This window comes from Prevotella koreensis (genome assembly GCF_003977605.1).
Taxonomy (GTDB): Bacteria; Bacteroidota; Bacteroidia; order Bacteroidales; family Bacteroidaceae; genus Prevotella; species Prevotella koreensis.
In genome coordinates this window covers 2,568,642-2,585,906 of record NZ_RYYU01000001.1, presented here as the reverse complement: position 1 = coordinate 2,585,906, position 17,265 = coordinate 2,568,642, and the positions used below count along the sequence as shown (strand labels likewise).

Below are 17,265 nucleotides of genomic sequence, written 5' to 3'. Positions count from 1 at the left end.
GTTATTTCATGTATTTTACAGCGAATTAAAAAATCAGTTGCTTACTACTTCATTATCCTCACGGTCTTTACCGAGCCGTCAGTCATGTTTATCTTCTTAATTAACAGACCCTTGGTGTTGTCATCTACCCTGCGTCCCTGCATGTCATACAAAACGGTATTGGCAACAGTAGCACCCACTTCGTCTATACCCAAACTTTTGTTTACGTCAATCCAGCGCGTCAATGTTTCGTGTGTCTCGCCGCCACCGTTGTAAATGCTCTTCACACCGAAGCGTGTCCAAGAAGCGACATCTCTTGTATTCAGTATCACGGTGTGGTAATCGCCCTCGTTGCTGATGGTTCCGTTATCTGTTGTGAGGTTGTAAGGAATGGTAGTCATGTCGTTTGTCAGGCCGTAGAACGACGATGTGAAGACGTATGGTGTTGCTACTCCGTCTCCTTTATCGAAGAATAGTTGATAACTTAGTTTGCTCGGCATGATGTATTCGCCCTCCTTATTTTTCGCATACACATCGAATGTTACAAAATAATCCCCTCTCCAGTTCTTTTCAAAAGAATTCATTTCGGGCTGTTCGGGCACTGCAGCCATGTCTTCTATAGGAAGAACCTCAACGTCTTCGTAGTTATCGAAATTGCTAAGGCCGGTCTCGCTTGTCTCATCTGCATAGTCAATGGTATAGGCATCGGCCGTGTAGTGCTGTTCTTCCTCATTAAATTCAAACTCAATATTACCGGCAGGGTTGAAATAATAGTGCTGTACTTCCTTTGAACCTGGCACAATAAATTCTCCCATATACTTGTCTGCGGGGAAAACTATCTTATCTCCTGTCTTCTTTCCCTTAATCCAACCCTCCGGAAAACGGCTTGCAAGTCCGCTCATATAAACGTTATCACCATCAAGGGCAACCTTTATTATGCGTGTTTCGGGGTCGTTATCATAGTTCGCGTCTTCAACATTAAGTATATATTCTACGGTTTTCACACCTGTCGGAAGTGTGTCGGCATCTGCCAGGGAGAACCAACCTATCGCACTATCGTGACTCTCGCCGCCTCCGTTATATGTCACCTTTACACCTATTCTGTTCCACTTGGTGTAATCCATCAGCAGGTCAATATCACCGGTAAATATGTTCTTATTGTCAGTATAGTCATAAGGTATTTCGGTAATGTCTTCTTCCAACTTTACATATTCGCTCTTGTGGAAAGTCACCGGAGCCATTGTGTGATGAATATCGGAATATATCTTATATGTAATCTTCGATGATTTCATGGCATTTCCGTTGGTATCGACCAATGGTATGGTGAACATCAGTCTCGGGGCGGCACCGATTTTGCTTAAGAAAATCTTGTCTATCTGCGGTGTTGCGGGAGTTCCGGCACGTTCTGCCACCTTTAATAATGATGTATAAGTGTAGGCATAATAAAACGAGGGATTCTTATCGTTGTCGTTAATCATCACCACCTGCTTTGAGGTAATGGTATTTGCTGCCACATCATAATCGAAAACCGCATCCGAAAGTTTATTGGTATTTGAGTCATAGCCTGCAAAATACATTTCCAAGATACCTCCTGCCTTACCCAGATATTGGCCTGAAGCAAAAGTAATCTTATCGCCATTCCGCGTCCCTTTTATCCAAGCATTCGGCAGTTCCTTGCATACTCCACTTACATATACATCATTGCCATCAAAGCCTAACGACAATACGCCGCTTGCTTTCTTGTCGTCAATGTCGATAGCAAACAGCACATACTCGTCACATTTCAGTCCTGCGGGCGGCACAACCACAGTTCCGGCCTTGTGCGGTGCATGGGTTTGTGGCATGGATTGGCTTTCTTGAGATACCGAATTTTTATTGACGCTTCCAAGATTTTTCACCATTCCTGCCAATGGTGAAATGTTTTCGGTCAAGTGGTTCTGAGCGAATGCCATCACAGAGAACATTGCAATGACACAAGTAAGTAATCTTTTTTTCATAAGTGTGTTTATTAGTAATTCATAGTATTTATTTACTTCGTCAAGTATTTAAGGTCAAACGTATTCTTATTTTTAACTTACTAAGTTACGAATTTTATTTGACGCTCATGCAAAATATTTCTTTTATTTCTCCTATCTCATCAACTCATCATCGGCACTAACCATTTCACCATGACATATCCGCCGCCGATAAGCCATGCGTAGAGTATCGCTGCCAACAAGAAAGGCTTCGCTCCCGCTTTCTTGAACTTGTCTATGCTCGTCTCCGCACCGAGTGCTGTCATTGCCATTGTAAGCAAAAAGGTGTCAATGGTGGTGATTACACTTACAGCCGATGACGGCAAAAGGTTCAAAGAGTTGAACCCGATTACCACCAAGAAAAGTATCGCGAACCAAGGAATGGCAATGTTTCCCTTCGCTTGTTCTTCGCCGGACATTCTCCGTTTGGCAGAACGGGCAACGAAGAACGTGATTATAAGCAGCACGGGAACAAGCATCATGACACGAATCATCTTAACAATTATGGCAATACCCGATATGTCCTGCCCCATTGCATTACCCGCACCAACAACGTGAGCCACCTCATGTACCGTGCTTCCCGTAAAAATTCCCATTTCATTTGGAGGCAGGTTGAATATCCCTGCATGATAAAGTATAGGATAGATGAACATTGAGAGCGTGCCGAATATCACAACAGTAGATACCGCCACGGCTGTCTTGTATGGCTTGGCATGTATCGCTCCCTCGCAACCGAGCACCGCTGCGGCACCGCAGATGGCACTGCCGGTCGAGGTAAGAAGTGCTATGGAACGATCCATTTTAAGCAATTTGCCTACTATCAGGCCGATAACGATAGTCCCCGCAACAACTATTGCGTCTATGATAATGGCCGACAAACCCACGGCTGTGACATCCTGAAAGGTCAGTTTGAAACCGTAAAGGATAATGCCAAGTCGCAATATCCGCTTTGAACAGAACTTAATTCCGGGCACCCAAGTGTCTGGAAGGTTGTTACGCAGGCTGTTGGCATAGAGCATGCCAAGTATAATGCCGACAATCATTGGTGAGAAAGAGAGGGCTTTCACGAAGTCTGCCTCACCAATATAAAACGCAGCACATGCAAACAGCGTCATCAAGAGTACGCCGTGGAGCATCGAACTCCTTTCTTCGCTTATCATTTCAGTATTTATTTTTTTATTAGTTATTCACGAGCAATCGCCATAGCATAACATTTATGTCCCTTTTTCGGTCATACCGATATATACTGCCATTATCCCCACGGCAACACTTACACCGATATATGCGGCTGCAGTGAGTGCATCGCCGACCTTCATCATCTTCAGAGACTCGCTCGCAAAAGTGCTGAAAGTGGTGAAACCGCCACAGAATCCGGTGACAAGCAGCAGTTTCATATCGGGCGAAAGGACACCTCGCCCCACCATTCCCATAAGTATTCCGATAACCAACGAACCGAGAACATTCACCGTAAGAGTACCCCACGGCATACTCTCATTAAGCCATACCGAAATGAGATAACGCCCCACAGAACCTGCTGCACCGCCAAGCGCGACAAGGATAATGTTACGAATCATATCGTCAGAACTCGCTCGTGAAGTGGAACTTGATATTCTTGAAATCCTCTTGAGCCATCTGCAGCATATATCCGCTGTCGGCAAGGAACACATCGCGGCCTTCCTTGTCGAGTGCCATGTACTGATATTTGCGTTTCTTGAAGTTATCAAGTTCCGCCGCATCGTCGCTCTCTATCCAGCAAGCCTTGTACAGATGAACAGGTTCCCAACGGCACTTGGCGTTGTACTCGTTCTCCAGACGATATTGTATAACCTCAAACTGCAACTGTCCAACAGTGCCGATTATCTTCCTTCCGTTGAATTGATTTACGAAAAGTTGCGCCACTCCCTCGTCCATGAGTTGGTCGATGCCCTTTGCCAGTTGCTTGGATTTCATCGGGTCGTCGTTCTCTATATACTTGAACATCTCCGGCGAGAACGACGGCAGGCCTCGGAAATGAAGCAATTCGCCCTCTGTCAGCGTGTCGCCTATCTTGAAAATGCCATTGTCGGGCAGTCCCACAATGTCTCCCGGCCATGCCTCATCGATAGTACTCTTGCGCTGCGCCATAAACTGTGTAGGCGAAGAAAAGCGCACCGTCTTGCCCTGACGCACGTGCAGGTAAGGCTGATTGCGCACGAACTTTCCGCTACATACCTTGCAGAAAGCGATGCACGAACGATGATTGGGGTCGATATTGGCCGTTATTTTGAATATGAACCCGGAGAATTTCTTTTCCTCCGGCTTCACCATTCGCTCCTCGGCCATCGTTTCCTTGGGACTTGGTGCTATCTCAACGAAACAGTTGAGCAGTTCTTGAACACCGAAATTGTTCAGTGCCGAACCGAAGAAAACCGGTGCAACCTCTGCCGAACGGTATGTCTCGACATCAAAATCGGGATATACTCCGTCCACGAGTTCCAAGTCATCGTGCAGTCGTGCGGCATCTTGTTCGCCAACGACATCGGCAAGCATGTCGGTATTGTCTATGTCTATCTCCACCTTTTCTGTGACGCGCTGTTTGTCGGGTGTGAAGAGGTCGAGTTTCTTCTCATATATATTATATACTCCCTTGAACTTCGCTCCTTGATTGATAGGCCAGGACAGCGGTCTCACCTTTATCTCAAGTTCCTGTTCCAGTTCGTCGAGCAGGTCGAAAGGGTCGCGTCCTTCGCGGTCCATCTTGTTTATAAAGATGATTACCGGAGTATTTCTCATGCGGCACACGTTCATCAGTTTGCGTGTCTGTGTCTCCACACCTTTCGCGCTATCCACCACTATTATGGCCGAGTCAACGGCAGTAAGTGTGCGGTAAGTGTCTTCTGCAAAGTCTTGGTGACCCGGTGTGTCGAGAATATTCACCTTGTATGCCTCCTCCGTTTTTCCCGTCGGCGGTACGTAGTCGAACTCCATCACCGACGTGGAGACCGAAATACCACGCTGTTTCTCTATATCCATCCAGTCGCTGGTGGCAGTTTTCTTTATCTTGTTGTTCTTCACGGCACCGGCAACCTGTATCTGTCCGCCGAAAAGCAGGAACTTCTCGGTGAGTGTTGTCTTACCGGCATCGGGGTGCGAAATAATCGCAAACGTTCTTCTTCTTTCTATCTCTGTCATCTGATGCTATTTCTCTTGTCGTCCGTTCCTCACGGATAATCATATATTTTTCTTCTTTAACCTTCTGATAATTCGCGGATACAGTCTCTCAACGACTCCTCCCAGTATGGCACTTCGATGCTATATGCTTGCTTTATCTTGGTCTTGTCGAGCACCGAATATGCCGGACGTTTCGCCGCAGTGGGATATTCCGCAGTGTGTATCGGCAGCACCCGACACCCGTTTATTCCCGCGATGCGGTGTATCGCCTTAGTAAAATCATACCAAGAAATCACTCCCTCGTTAGAGAAATGGAACACACCGGGAACCACGCCCTTACTTATTGCAGTCATTATCACCTTGGCAAGATCTCGGGCACAGGTCGGAGTGCCTATCTGGTCGAATATAACCCCAAGTTGTTCCTTCTCCCTGCCGAGCCTCATCATTGTCTTAACGAAGTTGTTTCCATAAACGGAATAGAGCCACGCCGTGCGTATTATCATCGCCTTAGGGCAAAATATCCTCACGGCTTCTTCGCCTGCCAGTTTCGTTGTACCATACACTCCGGTCGGCATTGGTGTGTCGGTCTCCACGTATGGCGTATGTTTCGTACCGTCGAACACATAGTCCGTGCTCACCTGTATAATCCAACCGCCGCGCATTCCAACCGCTCCGGCAAGATAAGCCGGTGCTATCGAGTTCAGCAACTCGCACAGCTCCTTGTCGCTCTCGGCCTTGTCCACTGCGGTGTATGCGGCACAGTTCACTATTCCGTCAATCTCTCTCTCCTCCACCAACTTCTCTATCGCTGCCTGGTCGGTTATGTCAAGTTCGGCAACGTCTGTGTTTATCCAGTTATGTTCGGGATATTCTGCCTGCAATCGCTTCATCTCATTCCCTAATTGTCCGTTGCATCCGGTAATAAGTATATTCATATTCAAGTCGTAAATTCTAATTTTCAATACTCCATTTTCAACTGTCCATTTCCAGTCCTTCTTCCCTATCTTTCTTATAATAATCGGAAAGCATACCGATAAATGTAGTTATTTCCCTTATGGCATGCAGCGTATTCTGGCTTATCTCTTTCTTTTGCAAGCGCAGCATCATCGTTCCGTAAAGGGCGTTGAAGCATGTTTCTATCTCGTTTTCTTCACGTTCCTTTCCCGTCAGATGTCCCTCGTCTGTGTTTGCACCACGGTTACGCAGTTCCACGATAAATGGCAACACCTTGTAATATTCTGCGTTGTAGAAAGCAAATTTCGGACTTTCGAGCAGTTGCTCGTGGAGTTCTATGAGTTGCATCATCACCACCTTGTTTATTTGCAGGTGTCCGCTGTCCCTACAACCCTCTTGGTTTATCATCCTTATCAGGTCGCCATACCAGTCGGTCAGTTCTTCTTTCTTCTCCTCGTCATAGTCGAACTGCGATATATAATCGCGCCGCAAAGCGGTGAGCGAACAGCCATACGCACGTATGATATCCTCTACCTGCCACATATATAGCAGGTATTCGGCAATATTATCCTTTCTTAATTGTTGGGAAATAAACATTTGTATAAAAGAATTATATATAAAAGAATGTCCTCACCCCACTACCGACCGACTATAACCCACGCTCGGTCGTCAATTCATAAGTGCAGGTGATAGATATTGAAAATAGTCCCGAGCAGTATAAGTATCGAGAAAACGATTACGGCAGCACCAATTACGCGGTTGATGATGACAATCCCGCCGGTGGTGAAATTACCGCGTATCTTGTCAATAAGCCATGTCAGTCCGAACCACCACAGCAATGCTCCAAGCACTATACTCACATAGCCCACACACATCTCAAGCGGATGGTTGGGGACAACGAAGGCAAGTTGGGCATAACATCCCATGAACAGGAAGATAATCAATGGGTTGGAGAATGTCACGAAGAATGCCGTCACACCATTATGAACCAACGATCCTTTCTGTTTTCCGCTCAAATGCATCTTCTTTGTGGGATTGCTCTTAAAGCAATATAGTCCGAACGCTAACAGCATTATGCTACCGCTTATCTGCAAATAGAAAAGATTGCTGCCACGCTCTATGAACTCCATTACGAAACTCATGCCGAGACCGGTGATAAGGGCGTATATGATGTCGCTGACTGATGCACCGATTCCGGTAACAAAACCATACCAACGCCCTTTGTTCAAAGTGCGCTGAATGCAGAGAACTCCGACAGGTCCCATCGGGGCTGAAGCCAAGATGCCAATTAATATACCCTTGAACATCAAGCTCAAGATGTCTATATGGAAAGGTAATTGCATAATGGCTGCAAAGGTAAACATTTTTATTCAGAAATAGAAGATGAACAATAATTTTTTTATAAGCAGGCATTCAAAATCGCTGCAATTAATAATGAACAACTGCTTAATTGCAAGTTTTTTCTGTCGGAATAGCCAAAAGATGTTAACCCACGCGATTTAACACTACGTTAACCCTTATTATTTATCTTTTCTTTATTAACTTTGCCTTCAAGAAAGTGAAATAAGAAAAAAAACAATAATAGGATTCGATTATGAACGCACAGACAGACATCAAGCCGTATGTGATAGGCTTGGATTTAGGAGGCACAAACTCAGTTTTCGGTATAGTTGACGCAAGAGGCGAAATAAAAGCCACAACAGCCATAAAGACACAGGGCTATGACAGCGTTGAGGCATACGTTGACGCATGCGTTGAAACATTACATGTTATCATAGACCAAGTGGGAGGAATAGAACTCATCAAGGCTATGGGAATAGGTGCTCCTAACGCCAATTTCTATAAAGGCACAATAGAATTTGCTCCAAACCTTACTTGGGCACACGAGAGCATTGTTCCTCTCGGACAGATGTTCTCCGAGCGTCTCGGAGGGATGCCGGTTGGACTGACCAACGATGCCAATGCCGCAGCCGTGGGCGAAATGATATACGGAGTGGCACGAGGAATGAAGAATTTCATCGTGATAACTCTCGGAACGGGAGTAGGCTCCGGAATAGTAATCAACGGACAGGTGGTATATGGCAGCGACGGCTTCGCAGGCGAACTCGGCCACGTAACAATGGTTAGAGAGAACGGTCGTATGTGCGGTTGCGGTCGTTTAGGCTGTCTTGAGGCTTATTGCTCGGCTACCGGTGTGGCACGTTCGGCACGCGAAATCCTCGCCAAGACCGAAGAGCCTTCGCTGCTTCGCGAAATTGACCCCGAAACAATCACCTCGCTCGATGTTTCTCTGGCTGCCAACAAAGGTGATACCGTAGCAAAACGCATCTACGAGTTTACCGGCGAAATGCTCGGTAAGGCATGTGCCGACTTTGCCGCTTTCGCAAGCCCCGAAGCATTTATTTTCTTCGGAGGAATGACAAAGGCGGGCGACCTTATTATGGAACCGATAAAGCGGGCATACGAAGAGAACGTCATGAAGATTTTCCGCGGCAAGGCGAAATTCCTCATCAGCGGCCTTGATGGTTCCTCGGCAGCAGTACTCGGAGCATCTGCCATCGGTTGGGAGATATGATACCGCACCACGATGAATATCCTTTAGAAAAACAATTCATATCATTTTAGAAAGTAAAATGGGCGAGATTGCAAATCAATTTCGCCCATTTTGCTTTTCAAATTCGCCCATTTTGCTTTTCAAATTCGCCCATTTTGCAGACCAAAATCGGCCATATCACTTTTCATAACACAATAATGGAAGAGTGAAATACTAAATAAGTCTATACCATACGTAGTACTTACCATTCTTATACTCTGTATGAATCTCAAAACTTTGCTCATCTCCAATCTTTTTAGCAATTTCATTTGCCAATTTAAAAGCACTCCATTTATTAGTACAAGTCCCGGCAAATGTCCATCCCTGATTAGGCTTTGGGGCTTTATTAATTGTTTTATGATAAGTATTTTTTGTATTAGAATTCAGATATTCGAACGCCTCTCCAATTCCGGCAGCAAAAATGTACTCATCTTCTGACAATACCAATACTTCATTATTTTCCGAAAAAAAAAGGATATATCCACCATTGGAATACTTTCCATTTACATTCTCAATAATTTCAGTAAGAGCATCACACAATAGTTTTTCCATGACAGATGTATTGACACCATCTACATCTTCAGAAATTCTCTCAACATCTTCTGAATATGTATCATCCAAATCAGAAGAGCAACCAGTAATACATAGACCAAATACAAAAAGAACAATTGGTACTAATAAAAATTTTTTCATAGTTTTAAAAATTTATATTTTGCCTACTCTTTATGCTTTTCGGCATCTGCATATTATCATTATAAATTTGTCCCAAATATATAAAAAAACAAATACGAAACAATAACAATATCGCATTTTTAACTTTTATTGTACATAATAAATAATTACGGTGCTTTTTCAGCCTATCAATGCAGCAAGAGAAAAGTGGTATCGCAATGTAATATTCTACTGTTTCGCTCGTTAAATAAGTAATGAATAATAATATAACGAAGAGAAAGCGAATGGCGTGGAGCACGACAAAGTGTGTCGTGACGGTTCTCTTGTGCATGATTACGGTGTCATGCGGAGTGGAGCATGCCATGAAGAAAGGCGACAAATACTTCGCAGTGGGCGAATATTTCGATGCCGCAACGCAATATAAGAAAGCATACCAGATGACACCGCCCAAGGAAAGGGAGGCAAGAGGAATGAGGGCGAAAAGACTCGCAGAATGTTACGACCGCATTAACAGCACACAGAAGGCTATCGCGGCTTACCGAAATGTGATAAGATATAAACAAGACGAACTGCAAACACATATTGACCTCGGGCGACAACTGTTGGCGAACGGCAACTACAAGGAGGCGGCAGAAGAGTTGCGAATGGTGCTCGATTCGGTGCCCGACAACACTTTGGTACGCAGCCGACTGAAAAGTGCTACCACGGCGGCCGACGAGAAGAAGCGCGGTTCGCGCTACACGGTGAAGAAAATGGAGGTGTTCAACTCGCGAAGGGCGGAATATAGTCCGATGCTCTTCGGCGACCAATACGAATATCTGTATTTCACATCGACGCGCAACGAGGCCGAAGGCAACGAACTGAGCGGAATAACAGGTACCAAACCGGCTGACATATTCATGTCGAAGAAGGACGACAAGGGCAAGTGGAGCAAGCCGGAATCGGTAGCGGGAGGTCTGAACAGCGAGTTTGACGAGGGTGCATGCTGTTTCTCGGTTGACCAACGCATGATGTATCTCACGCAATGCGCCGTTGACCCGACATATCCGAGATATGCAACCATCATGACAAGCAACCGCGCCGATGCCGCATGGGGAAAGCCTTCGGTGCTGAACCTTACACACGATACGCTCTCAAGTTATGCCCACCCTGCCCTGTCGCCCGATGGCAACTGGCTGTATTTCACAAGCGACATGCCCGGAGGTAAAGGCGGATTTGATATTTGGAGGGTACGACTTACACCGTCAGGACCCGCCGGAGTAGAGAATTTGGGCGAGCCTATAAACACTGCGGGCAACGAGATGTTCCCAACCTTCCGACCCAATGGCGACCTGTATTTCTCGTCAGACGGGCATACCGGCATGGGAGGGCTCGACATTTTCATAGCAACAATGAAGAACCGACGCATCGTATTGGAACATCCGGGCTACCCGTTGAACTCGCAGGGCGACGACTTCGGAATGACATTCGAAGGTCCTCACAACCGTGGTTTCTTCTCATCTAACCGCGGTGACGGTCGCGGTTGGGATCATATCTACAGTTTCGAGAAACCGGAGATTGTGCAGACGGTGAAAGGCTGGGTTTATGAAATGGACGGATACGAACTTCCTGCGGCAGAAGTCTATCTCGTAGGTGACGACGGTACGAACAAAAAAATCAATGTAAAGGGCGACGGATCGTTCACGGAAGTGATAGAACCGAACGTGCAGTACATGTTGCTTGCCGCCTGCAAGGGTTTCCTTAACCATAAAGAGGAACTGAAAGTTGCGCCGGTGGAGAAATCGGAAGAATACACCCTGCAATTCCCACTGGCATCAATACGCGTACCGGTGCTCATCGACAATATCTTCTATGACTTCGACAAGGCCACACTGCGACCGGAATCCACGGCGGCACTTGACGAACTTGTGAAGATGCTCAACGAGAACCGCAACGTGACAATAGAACTGAGTTCCCACTGCGACTACCGCGGCAGCGCGGCATACAACAAGACATTGTCACAGCGGAGAGCAGAGGCGGTGGTCAACTATCTCATCGCACACGGAATACCCAAAGACCGACTGACACCGATGGGATATGGAAAGGAAAAACCGAAGACCATTAGGAAGAAACTAACGGAGAAATATACGTGGCTGAAAGAGGGCGATGTGCTGAACGAGGCGTTCATAAAGAGCCGTAACGAAAAGGAACAGGAGGTGTGCAATCAACTTAATCGTCGCACCGAGTTCATCGTACTGCGCACCACTTACGGAATGTTCGACGAGAAAGGAAACTTGAAAAATCCGCCGCAACCTAAACAGAAAGAAGAAATAGAAGACGGTGATGACGGATTTGAGATCATAATGGACTGAAACCGGATTTTCGGAAAAGACATAAATAAATATTCCGGCATATATGTTGATACACGATATATGCCGGAATATTTATTTCCTTTGTTCTGCCAAGGAATAGCCGAGAAACATGCTTATCACGAGCATTGCAACGATGTATGGAACAAAGTTTGTTTCGGCAAACTGCTTCAAGTCTATGCTCAAAAGCATACTCTTGGCAAGCGCGTAGAGCGTTACCCAACTCTTGGTAACGACCAAGAATGTCACGCCTGCGACCACACAAATACACGTCCAGATGCGGTTGAGCCTGTTGCTGCGCTCCGGCAGTCGCTGCATCACCCGCTCCGTGAAGCCGTCATCGGCAACTTCGATGGTATTCTCGGCGAAGAACGCACCCAGCAGGCGGCTGTCATCGTCAAGGTCTATGCTGTTGTTTTTCTTATCTTTTTCCATATCCGTTCTGTCTTAGATAACTTGCGAGTTTCGTTTTTCCACGCGAAAGATGCGACTTCACCGTACCTTCCGCCATATTCGTTATGTGAGCTATCTCGTCTATCCGATAGCCATCAATGAGTTGCAGGGCAACACACGTGCGCTCGGTGGGCTTCAGCAGACTCATCGCATCATATATATCAAGGTTCAACTGCATATCGCGTTCTGACGAAGCAGTGCCCGAAACAGTGCAATTGTCTATATCGTCGGTGATGCGATTAGCACGCCGGTAGTCGTACATAACATTGTATGCAATTCTGAACAGCCATGTTTTGAACGACGATTTACCTTGAAAAGAAGATATTTTCATGTATGCCTTGACGAAAGTATCTTGTGCAAGGTCGTCGCATAGTTGGCTGTCGCCGAGCGTCTGGGCGAGGAAAAAACGCCTCACGGGCGACTGATATTTCCTCACAAGCGCATCGAAAGCACGCTTGTCTTGAAATACAGCCACCCGAGACACGAGTGTTATGTCGCCCATTCTGTTCATATCAGGGTTTCTCCGGCATTATAATCCACAATATCGGATAGAGAAGAACACCACTGAAAGCAGTGAACACGGTCAACCCTGCATATATCAGACGCACCACCGTGGGATCCATATCAGCATATTCGGCTAATCCTGCGCATACGCCGCCCAACATTCTGTCGTTAGATCGATAGAGTTTCTTTACCATAGTCTTATTTTTATATATTGAGATTATTATTATTTGATTGTGAAACAGGGTAAATAAGAAAGGAGGAAAAGAGGGAGTGGTAATTTACCAAAATCAACATTTATTATTCCAAAGACAAGTACACAAAACACCGCTCTCCCTCGTCTCTCCTCTATTATCGTTCCTTAATACGGCCTATCAGCCGATATTCTCTCCATTCTTCGGGTCATTATCCTCTTTCTTCTTATTCGAAGTCTTGGATATAACTGCCAATCCCGAACCATATATCAGCACTAACCAGCCGATTCCTGCAAGTCGATAGGCTCCGAGGCAGTAGCAAAGCACCGCTATACCGAGACCGATGAAAACGTTCTTCAATCCTCGCTGCCATTGCTCGTCGGCAGTCTCCACCGTTTTCTTAATGATGTTCTGCGGTATCGGTTGTCCCGACATCAGTGCCATGCGGGCAAGTCTTTGTTTCTCATTGTGATGATTAATGATAAGATATACCATAAAACCAAAGAACACGAAAGGTGCAATGATAGAGATGACGGCCACAATCGCTATCAGAATTGCAACCACAATTCCCAATGCTCCTACACCGAAAAGTCCGGTGAGTATTTTCGCCAGAGCTTCCACATCATTGTCACCCAATTCGAAATGCATGTTTTGCGAATACGCATCATCATCGTCTATAGAGTCGGCATAAAGCGAATCGGCCTGCGCAAGCGATGTGGTGTCGCTATAGGCAATAACACCTGCCGTGTCTTTATCAATCATGTCGATTGGATGATTACGTACCTTGGCATAGTGACTTCGTTTTGCCGACAACGGCATTGCAAACATCAACGCCGCGAATAAAAAAACTATCAGTCTGTTCATTTCCTTTTTCATTTTGTTTGTTATACATCTGTTAGACGCAAGTCGGAACAGAAAAGTTGCAGCAAAGATAAACTTTTTTAGGCAAAATAGCATAAAAGTTTCATTATTAGCGCGATTATACGTAACTTTGAAGCCCAAAAGAGCAAGCACCGATGCTACCCGAAGATTTCATAAACATAACACGCACCACGTTTGGCGAAGACCTCTGGCAGATTTATCTCAGGGCTTTCGACGAACCGGCACCTGCAAGCATCAGACTGAACACCGATAAAATAGCGGTCGATGGCATTGCCTGCGGAGCGGAGAGAGTGGCATGGTGTGACAACGGATATTATCTGAAAGAACGCCCGCAGTTCACTTTCGATCCGCTGATGCACGCCGGAGCATATTATGTTCAGGAGGCATCGTCGATGTTTCTGCACCATGTAATGAAGCATATCGTAGGCACGGAGCCGGTGGTTATGATTGATATGTGTGCCGCTCCGGGTGGTAAATCTACTGCGGCGAGCACCGTTTTGCCAAAGGGCAGCCTGCTTGTAAGCAACGAACCGGTGCCACAACGCGCAAGCATACTTGCCGAAAACATACAGAAATGGGGCATTGAAAATGTCGTTGTGACAAACAACCTACCGCAAAACCTGAGCCGAACGGGCATCATGGCAGACATTGTGCTTTGCGATGTGCCGTGCTCGGGCGAGGGAATGTTCCGCAAAGACGAGGGCGCGATTGCCGAATGGAGCTTGAGAAACGTGGAAAAATGCTGTTCGTTACAACGCGAAATAGTGAGCGAGGCGTGGCAATGCCTGAAACAAGGGGGCACGATGATATACTCTACATGCACCTTCAACACCCGCGAAAACGAAGAAAACGTGAAGTGGATTTGTGAAAACCTTGATGCCGAGATTGTGGATATTCCTACCGAAAAGAAATGGAACATCACCGGCTCTCTGCTCGCAGGCTTCGACAACAGCGTCTATCGCTTCATTCCGGGCATGACACGTGGCGAGGGTTTGTTCATGGCCGTGCTAAGGAAAAACGGTGATTGTACCCAAAGATTACCAAAAATGAAACTGCCGGCAACCAACGAAAGACTGCCGGAAGAATGGATAGAGCACCCGGAAAACTATATAATCGAGAACTCGAAACAATGCCTTACGGCAATGCCAAAACAATGGTATGGATTGATGAAGCATCTTTCAAGCACGCTCAAAGTGGTGCATCAAGGCGTCAGACTCGGCACAATGAAAGGCCGAGACATAATTCCCGACCAGTGCCTCGCATTATCCACGGCATTGCGTCGCGATGCTTTCACACAGGTAGAGATTGACCGTAAAACGGCAACTGACTATCTGCGCAAGGAGGCTGTGACGCTGCCTGCCGACATAGAGCGCGGCTTCGTGCTATTGACATACATGCAAATGCCACTCGGTTTCGTAAAGAACTTGGGCAACAGAGCCAATAACCTGTATCCTGCCGAGTGGAGAATAAAGACAACACACATTCCCGAAAACGTGACAGACGTTATCGGACAGGTTATAGAAAACAAGAAACAGAGAATATGAAACAATACCTTGACATACTTAATCGTATTCTGACAGAAGGCGTTAAGAAAGAAGACAGGACGGGAACAGGAACATTGAGCCTCTTCGGAACGCAGGCACGATATGACCTGCGAGACGGTTTCCCGCTGCTGACAACCAAGAAACTGCATCTGAAGTCTATCATACACGAACTGCTTTGGTTTCTCAAAGGAGACACGAACGTGAAATACCTGCAAGAGAATAGTGTGAGAATATGGAACGAATGGGCAGACGAGAATGGAGAACTCGGACCGGTTTATGGTCATCAGTGGCGGTCGTGGCCCGACTATCAGGGAGGTACAATAGACCAGATAAAGAATGTTCTCGAGCAGATAAAGAACTCGCCCGACTCGCGACGCATGATAGTAAGTGCATGGAACGTGGCAGAGGTGGAGAAAATGGCACTGCCACCGTGCCACACGATGTTCCAATTCTACGTGGCCGAAGGCAGGTTGTCACTGCAACTCTACCAGCGTTCGGCCGATACTTTTCTCGGTGTGCCGTTCAACATCGCCTCCTACGCACTGCTGTTACAGATGATGGCGCAGGTAACAGGACTTGAAGCGGGCGACTTCATCCACACCACCGGCGACACCCATCTTTACCTTAACCACATAGAGCAGGCGCGATTGCAACTGACAAGAACACCGAGGCTGCTGCCAAGAATTGAGATAAACCCTGACGTAAAAGACATCTTCGGATTCAGATACGAAGACTTCCGACTCGTAGGATATGACCCATGGGAACACATAAAGGCCGAGGTATCGGTTTGAAAAACTATAAAACAAACAGAATGAGAATATCAATAATCGCCGCAGTGGCACGAAACCGCGCCATCGGAAAGGACAACAATCTGATTTATCGCTTGCCAAACGACTTGAAACGTTTCAAGCAACTAACAACCGGTAACACCATAATAATGGGCAGAAAGACATTCGAGAGTCTGCCGAAAGGTGCACTGCCCAACCGCCGGAACATAGTGCTGACACGCTCTGACGCAACATTCGCCGGCTGCGACACCTATCGCTCGCTCGACGAGGCACTGAAAAACTGTGCCGACAACGAGGACATATATATAATAGGTGGTGGCTGCATATACGCACAGTCGATGGAGATGGCCGACCGGCTATGCCTCACCGAGATTGACGACACACCGGAAGGGGCAGATACATTCTTCCCCGACTACAGCGAATGGCATGAGACATGGCGTGAGAATCACGATAAGGACGAACGCCACGAACAGAAATACGCTTTCGTGGACTACGAGAAAAAGAAATAATAAAATGAGTTCTGCAACAACCGCAGAACTCTTTTTATTTATACCTACGATTCAATTCAACGTGGAATTACATAACTCGCATGTTGTTAAAATTCATCTTCATCACAAGACATATCCAATATCGGCAACTGACGTTTGAACGCAGTGGTAAATGAAATGATTGACTCGCTGCGTGCAAGACCCAACGGTTGCAACCTGTCATGAATGATATTTAGCAGATGGTGATTGTTCTTGGCATATATCTTTATGAACATGTCATAGTCGCCGGTTGTGTAATGACACTCCACTATCTCCGGAATCTGCCTCAATTCGTTCACCACATCATCGAACGATTCGGGCGTTCTGAGATTGATACCTATGTAAGCACAAGTATCATAACCGATTTTCTCTGCATCGATGATGAACTGCGAGCCTTTCAACACTCCTATATCCGTAAGTTTCTGAATGCGCTGATGAATGGCAGCACCGCTGACATTGCACGTGCGTGCCACCTCAAGGAAAGGCACACGGGCATCTTCCGCAATCATGCGCAAAATCTTTTTGTCTAACGAGTCTAAACTATGATGTCCCATTTTTTATTTTTAATTCCGCTACAAAGATAACAAAAAAATTCTTTTTTCAAGTATTTTGTGTTGGTTTTTCATTTTTTTTGTATATTTATTGCTTTTAGTAAATTGTCATAA

The 17,265-nt window shown here is 46.1% G+C and carries 18 protein-coding genes; 5 read left to right on the top strand and 13 right to left on the bottom strand.

Annotated features, from left to right (window positions below; genetic code table 11):
* Positions 1-44: 44 nt before the first annotated feature.
* From EHV08_RS10950 to EHV08_RS10920, 7 genes are all read right to left on the bottom strand, one after another.
* Positions 45-1,976, bottom strand: a complete 1,932-nt coding sequence (locus EHV08_RS10950; RefSeq protein ID WP_126679299.1) for a hypothetical protein — start codon at positions 1,974-1,976, stop codon at positions 45-47.
* Between the two features lie 140 nt (positions 1,977-2,116).
* A complete protein-coding gene (locus EHV08_RS10945) occupies positions 2,117-3,154 on the bottom strand; it encodes a YeiH family protein (protein ID WP_126679298.1) in 1,038 nt (345 codons plus the stop codon).
* Between the two features lie 54 nt (positions 3,155-3,208).
* The gene (gene crcB, locus EHV08_RS10940; protein WP_126679297.1) at positions 3,209-3,568 is read right to left on the bottom strand and encodes a fluoride efflux transporter CrcB; all 360 of its coding nucleotides are present in this window, start codon (positions 3,566-3,568) and stop codon (positions 3,209-3,211) included.
* Between the two features lie 4 nt (positions 3,569-3,572).
* Positions 3,573-5,165 (bottom strand): peptide chain release factor 3, encoded by a 1,593-nt coding sequence (locus tag EHV08_RS10935; protein ID WP_126679296.1) that lies wholly within the window; start codon positions 5,163-5,165, stop codon positions 3,573-3,575.
* Between the two features lie 56 nt (positions 5,166-5,221).
* On the bottom strand, positions 5,222-6,079 hold the full coding sequence (rfbD, locus tag EHV08_RS10930; RefSeq protein WP_126679295.1) for a dTDP-4-dehydrorhamnose reductase: 858 nt from the start codon (positions 6,077-6,079) through the stop codon (positions 5,222-5,224).
* Positions 6,080-6,116: 37 nt separating this feature from the next.
* A complete protein-coding gene (locus EHV08_RS10925) occupies positions 6,117-6,695 on the bottom strand; it encodes a DUF4924 family protein (RefSeq protein ID WP_126679294.1) in 579 nt (192 codons plus the stop codon).
* Between the two features lie 77 nt (positions 6,696-6,772).
* Complete coding sequence (locus EHV08_RS10920; RefSeq protein ID WP_126679493.1) at positions 6,773-7,441, bottom strand: LysE family translocator; 669 nt, start codon at positions 7,439-7,441, stop codon at positions 6,773-6,775.
* 251 nt (positions 7,442-7,692) lie between these two features.
* On the opposite strand from EHV08_RS10920, the gene EHV08_RS10915 reads away from it, so the two are divergent.
* The gene (locus EHV08_RS10915) at positions 7,693-8,673 is read left to right on the top strand and encodes an ROK family protein (RefSeq protein ID WP_126679293.1); all 981 of its coding nucleotides are present in this window, start codon (positions 7,693-7,695) and stop codon (positions 8,671-8,673) included.
* A 192-nt stretch (positions 8,674-8,865) separates the two neighbouring features.
* On the opposite strand, the gene EHV08_RS10910 is transcribed toward EHV08_RS10915, so the two are convergent.
* Entirely contained in the window at positions 8,866-9,384 is a 519-nt protein-coding gene (locus tag EHV08_RS10910) for a hypothetical protein (protein WP_126679292.1), read from the bottom strand.
* 263 nt (positions 9,385-9,647) lie between these two features.
* On the opposite strand from EHV08_RS10910, the gene porE reads away from it, so the two are divergent.
* Positions 9,648-11,714, top strand: a complete 2,067-nt coding sequence (porE, locus tag EHV08_RS10905) for a PorE family type IX secretion system protein (protein ID WP_126679492.1) — start codon at positions 9,648-9,650, stop codon at positions 11,712-11,714.
* Positions 11,715-11,786: 72 nt separating this feature from the next.
* Here the strand turns inward: porE and EHV08_RS10900 are convergent, their stop codons facing one another.
* The 4 genes from EHV08_RS10900 to EHV08_RS10885 form a co-directional block, all read right to left on the bottom strand.
* On the bottom strand, positions 11,787-12,146 hold the full coding sequence (locus EHV08_RS10900; RefSeq protein ID WP_126679291.1) for a DUF5056 domain-containing protein: 360 nt from the start codon (positions 12,144-12,146) through the stop codon (positions 11,787-11,789).
* Positions 12,133-12,675, bottom strand: a complete 543-nt coding sequence (locus EHV08_RS10895) for an RNA polymerase sigma factor (protein ID WP_126679290.1) — start codon at positions 12,673-12,675, stop codon at positions 12,133-12,135. Before EHV08_RS10895 ends, EHV08_RS10900 begins: the two co-directional genes overlap by 14 nt.
* A gap of 1 nt (position 12,676) precedes the next feature.
* Complete coding sequence (locus EHV08_RS10890) at positions 12,677-12,862, bottom strand: PspC domain-containing protein (protein WP_126679289.1); 186 nt, start codon at positions 12,860-12,862, stop codon at positions 12,677-12,679.
* Positions 12,863-13,039: 177 nt separating this feature from the next.
* Complete coding sequence (locus EHV08_RS10885) at positions 13,040-13,735, bottom strand: DUF6249 domain-containing protein (RefSeq protein WP_148108154.1); 696 nt, start codon at positions 13,733-13,735, stop codon at positions 13,040-13,042.
* Between the two features lie 140 nt (positions 13,736-13,875).
* Here EHV08_RS10885 and EHV08_RS10880 point away from each other — a divergent pair, with 140 nt between their 5' ends.
* The 3 genes from EHV08_RS10880 to EHV08_RS10870 are packed head-to-tail and all read left to right on the top strand — an operon-like array spanning position 13,876 to position 16,582.
* Positions 13,876-15,285, top strand: coding sequence for a methyltransferase RsmF C-terminal domain-like protein (locus tag EHV08_RS10880; protein ID WP_126679287.1), 1,410 nt, complete (start codon positions 13,876-13,878; stop codon positions 15,283-15,285).
* On the top strand, positions 15,282-16,076 hold the full coding sequence (locus EHV08_RS10875; RefSeq protein WP_126679286.1) for a thymidylate synthase: 795 nt from the start codon (positions 15,282-15,284) through the stop codon (positions 16,074-16,076). Before EHV08_RS10880 ends, EHV08_RS10875 begins: the two co-directional genes overlap by 4 nt.
* 20 nt (positions 16,077-16,096) lie before the next feature.
* On the top strand, positions 16,097-16,582 hold the full coding sequence (locus EHV08_RS10870) for a dihydrofolate reductase (RefSeq protein WP_126679285.1): 486 nt from the start codon (positions 16,097-16,099) through the stop codon (positions 16,580-16,582).
* 86 nt (positions 16,583-16,668) lie between these two features.
* On the opposite strand, the gene EHV08_RS10865 is transcribed toward EHV08_RS10870, so the two are convergent.
* Positions 16,669-17,154: an Lrp/AsnC family transcriptional regulator gene (locus EHV08_RS10865; RefSeq protein WP_126679284.1), complete on the bottom strand. Its 486-nt coding sequence runs from the start codon at positions 17,152-17,154 to the stop codon at positions 16,669-16,671.
* Positions 17,155-17,265: the final 111 nt, after the last annotated feature.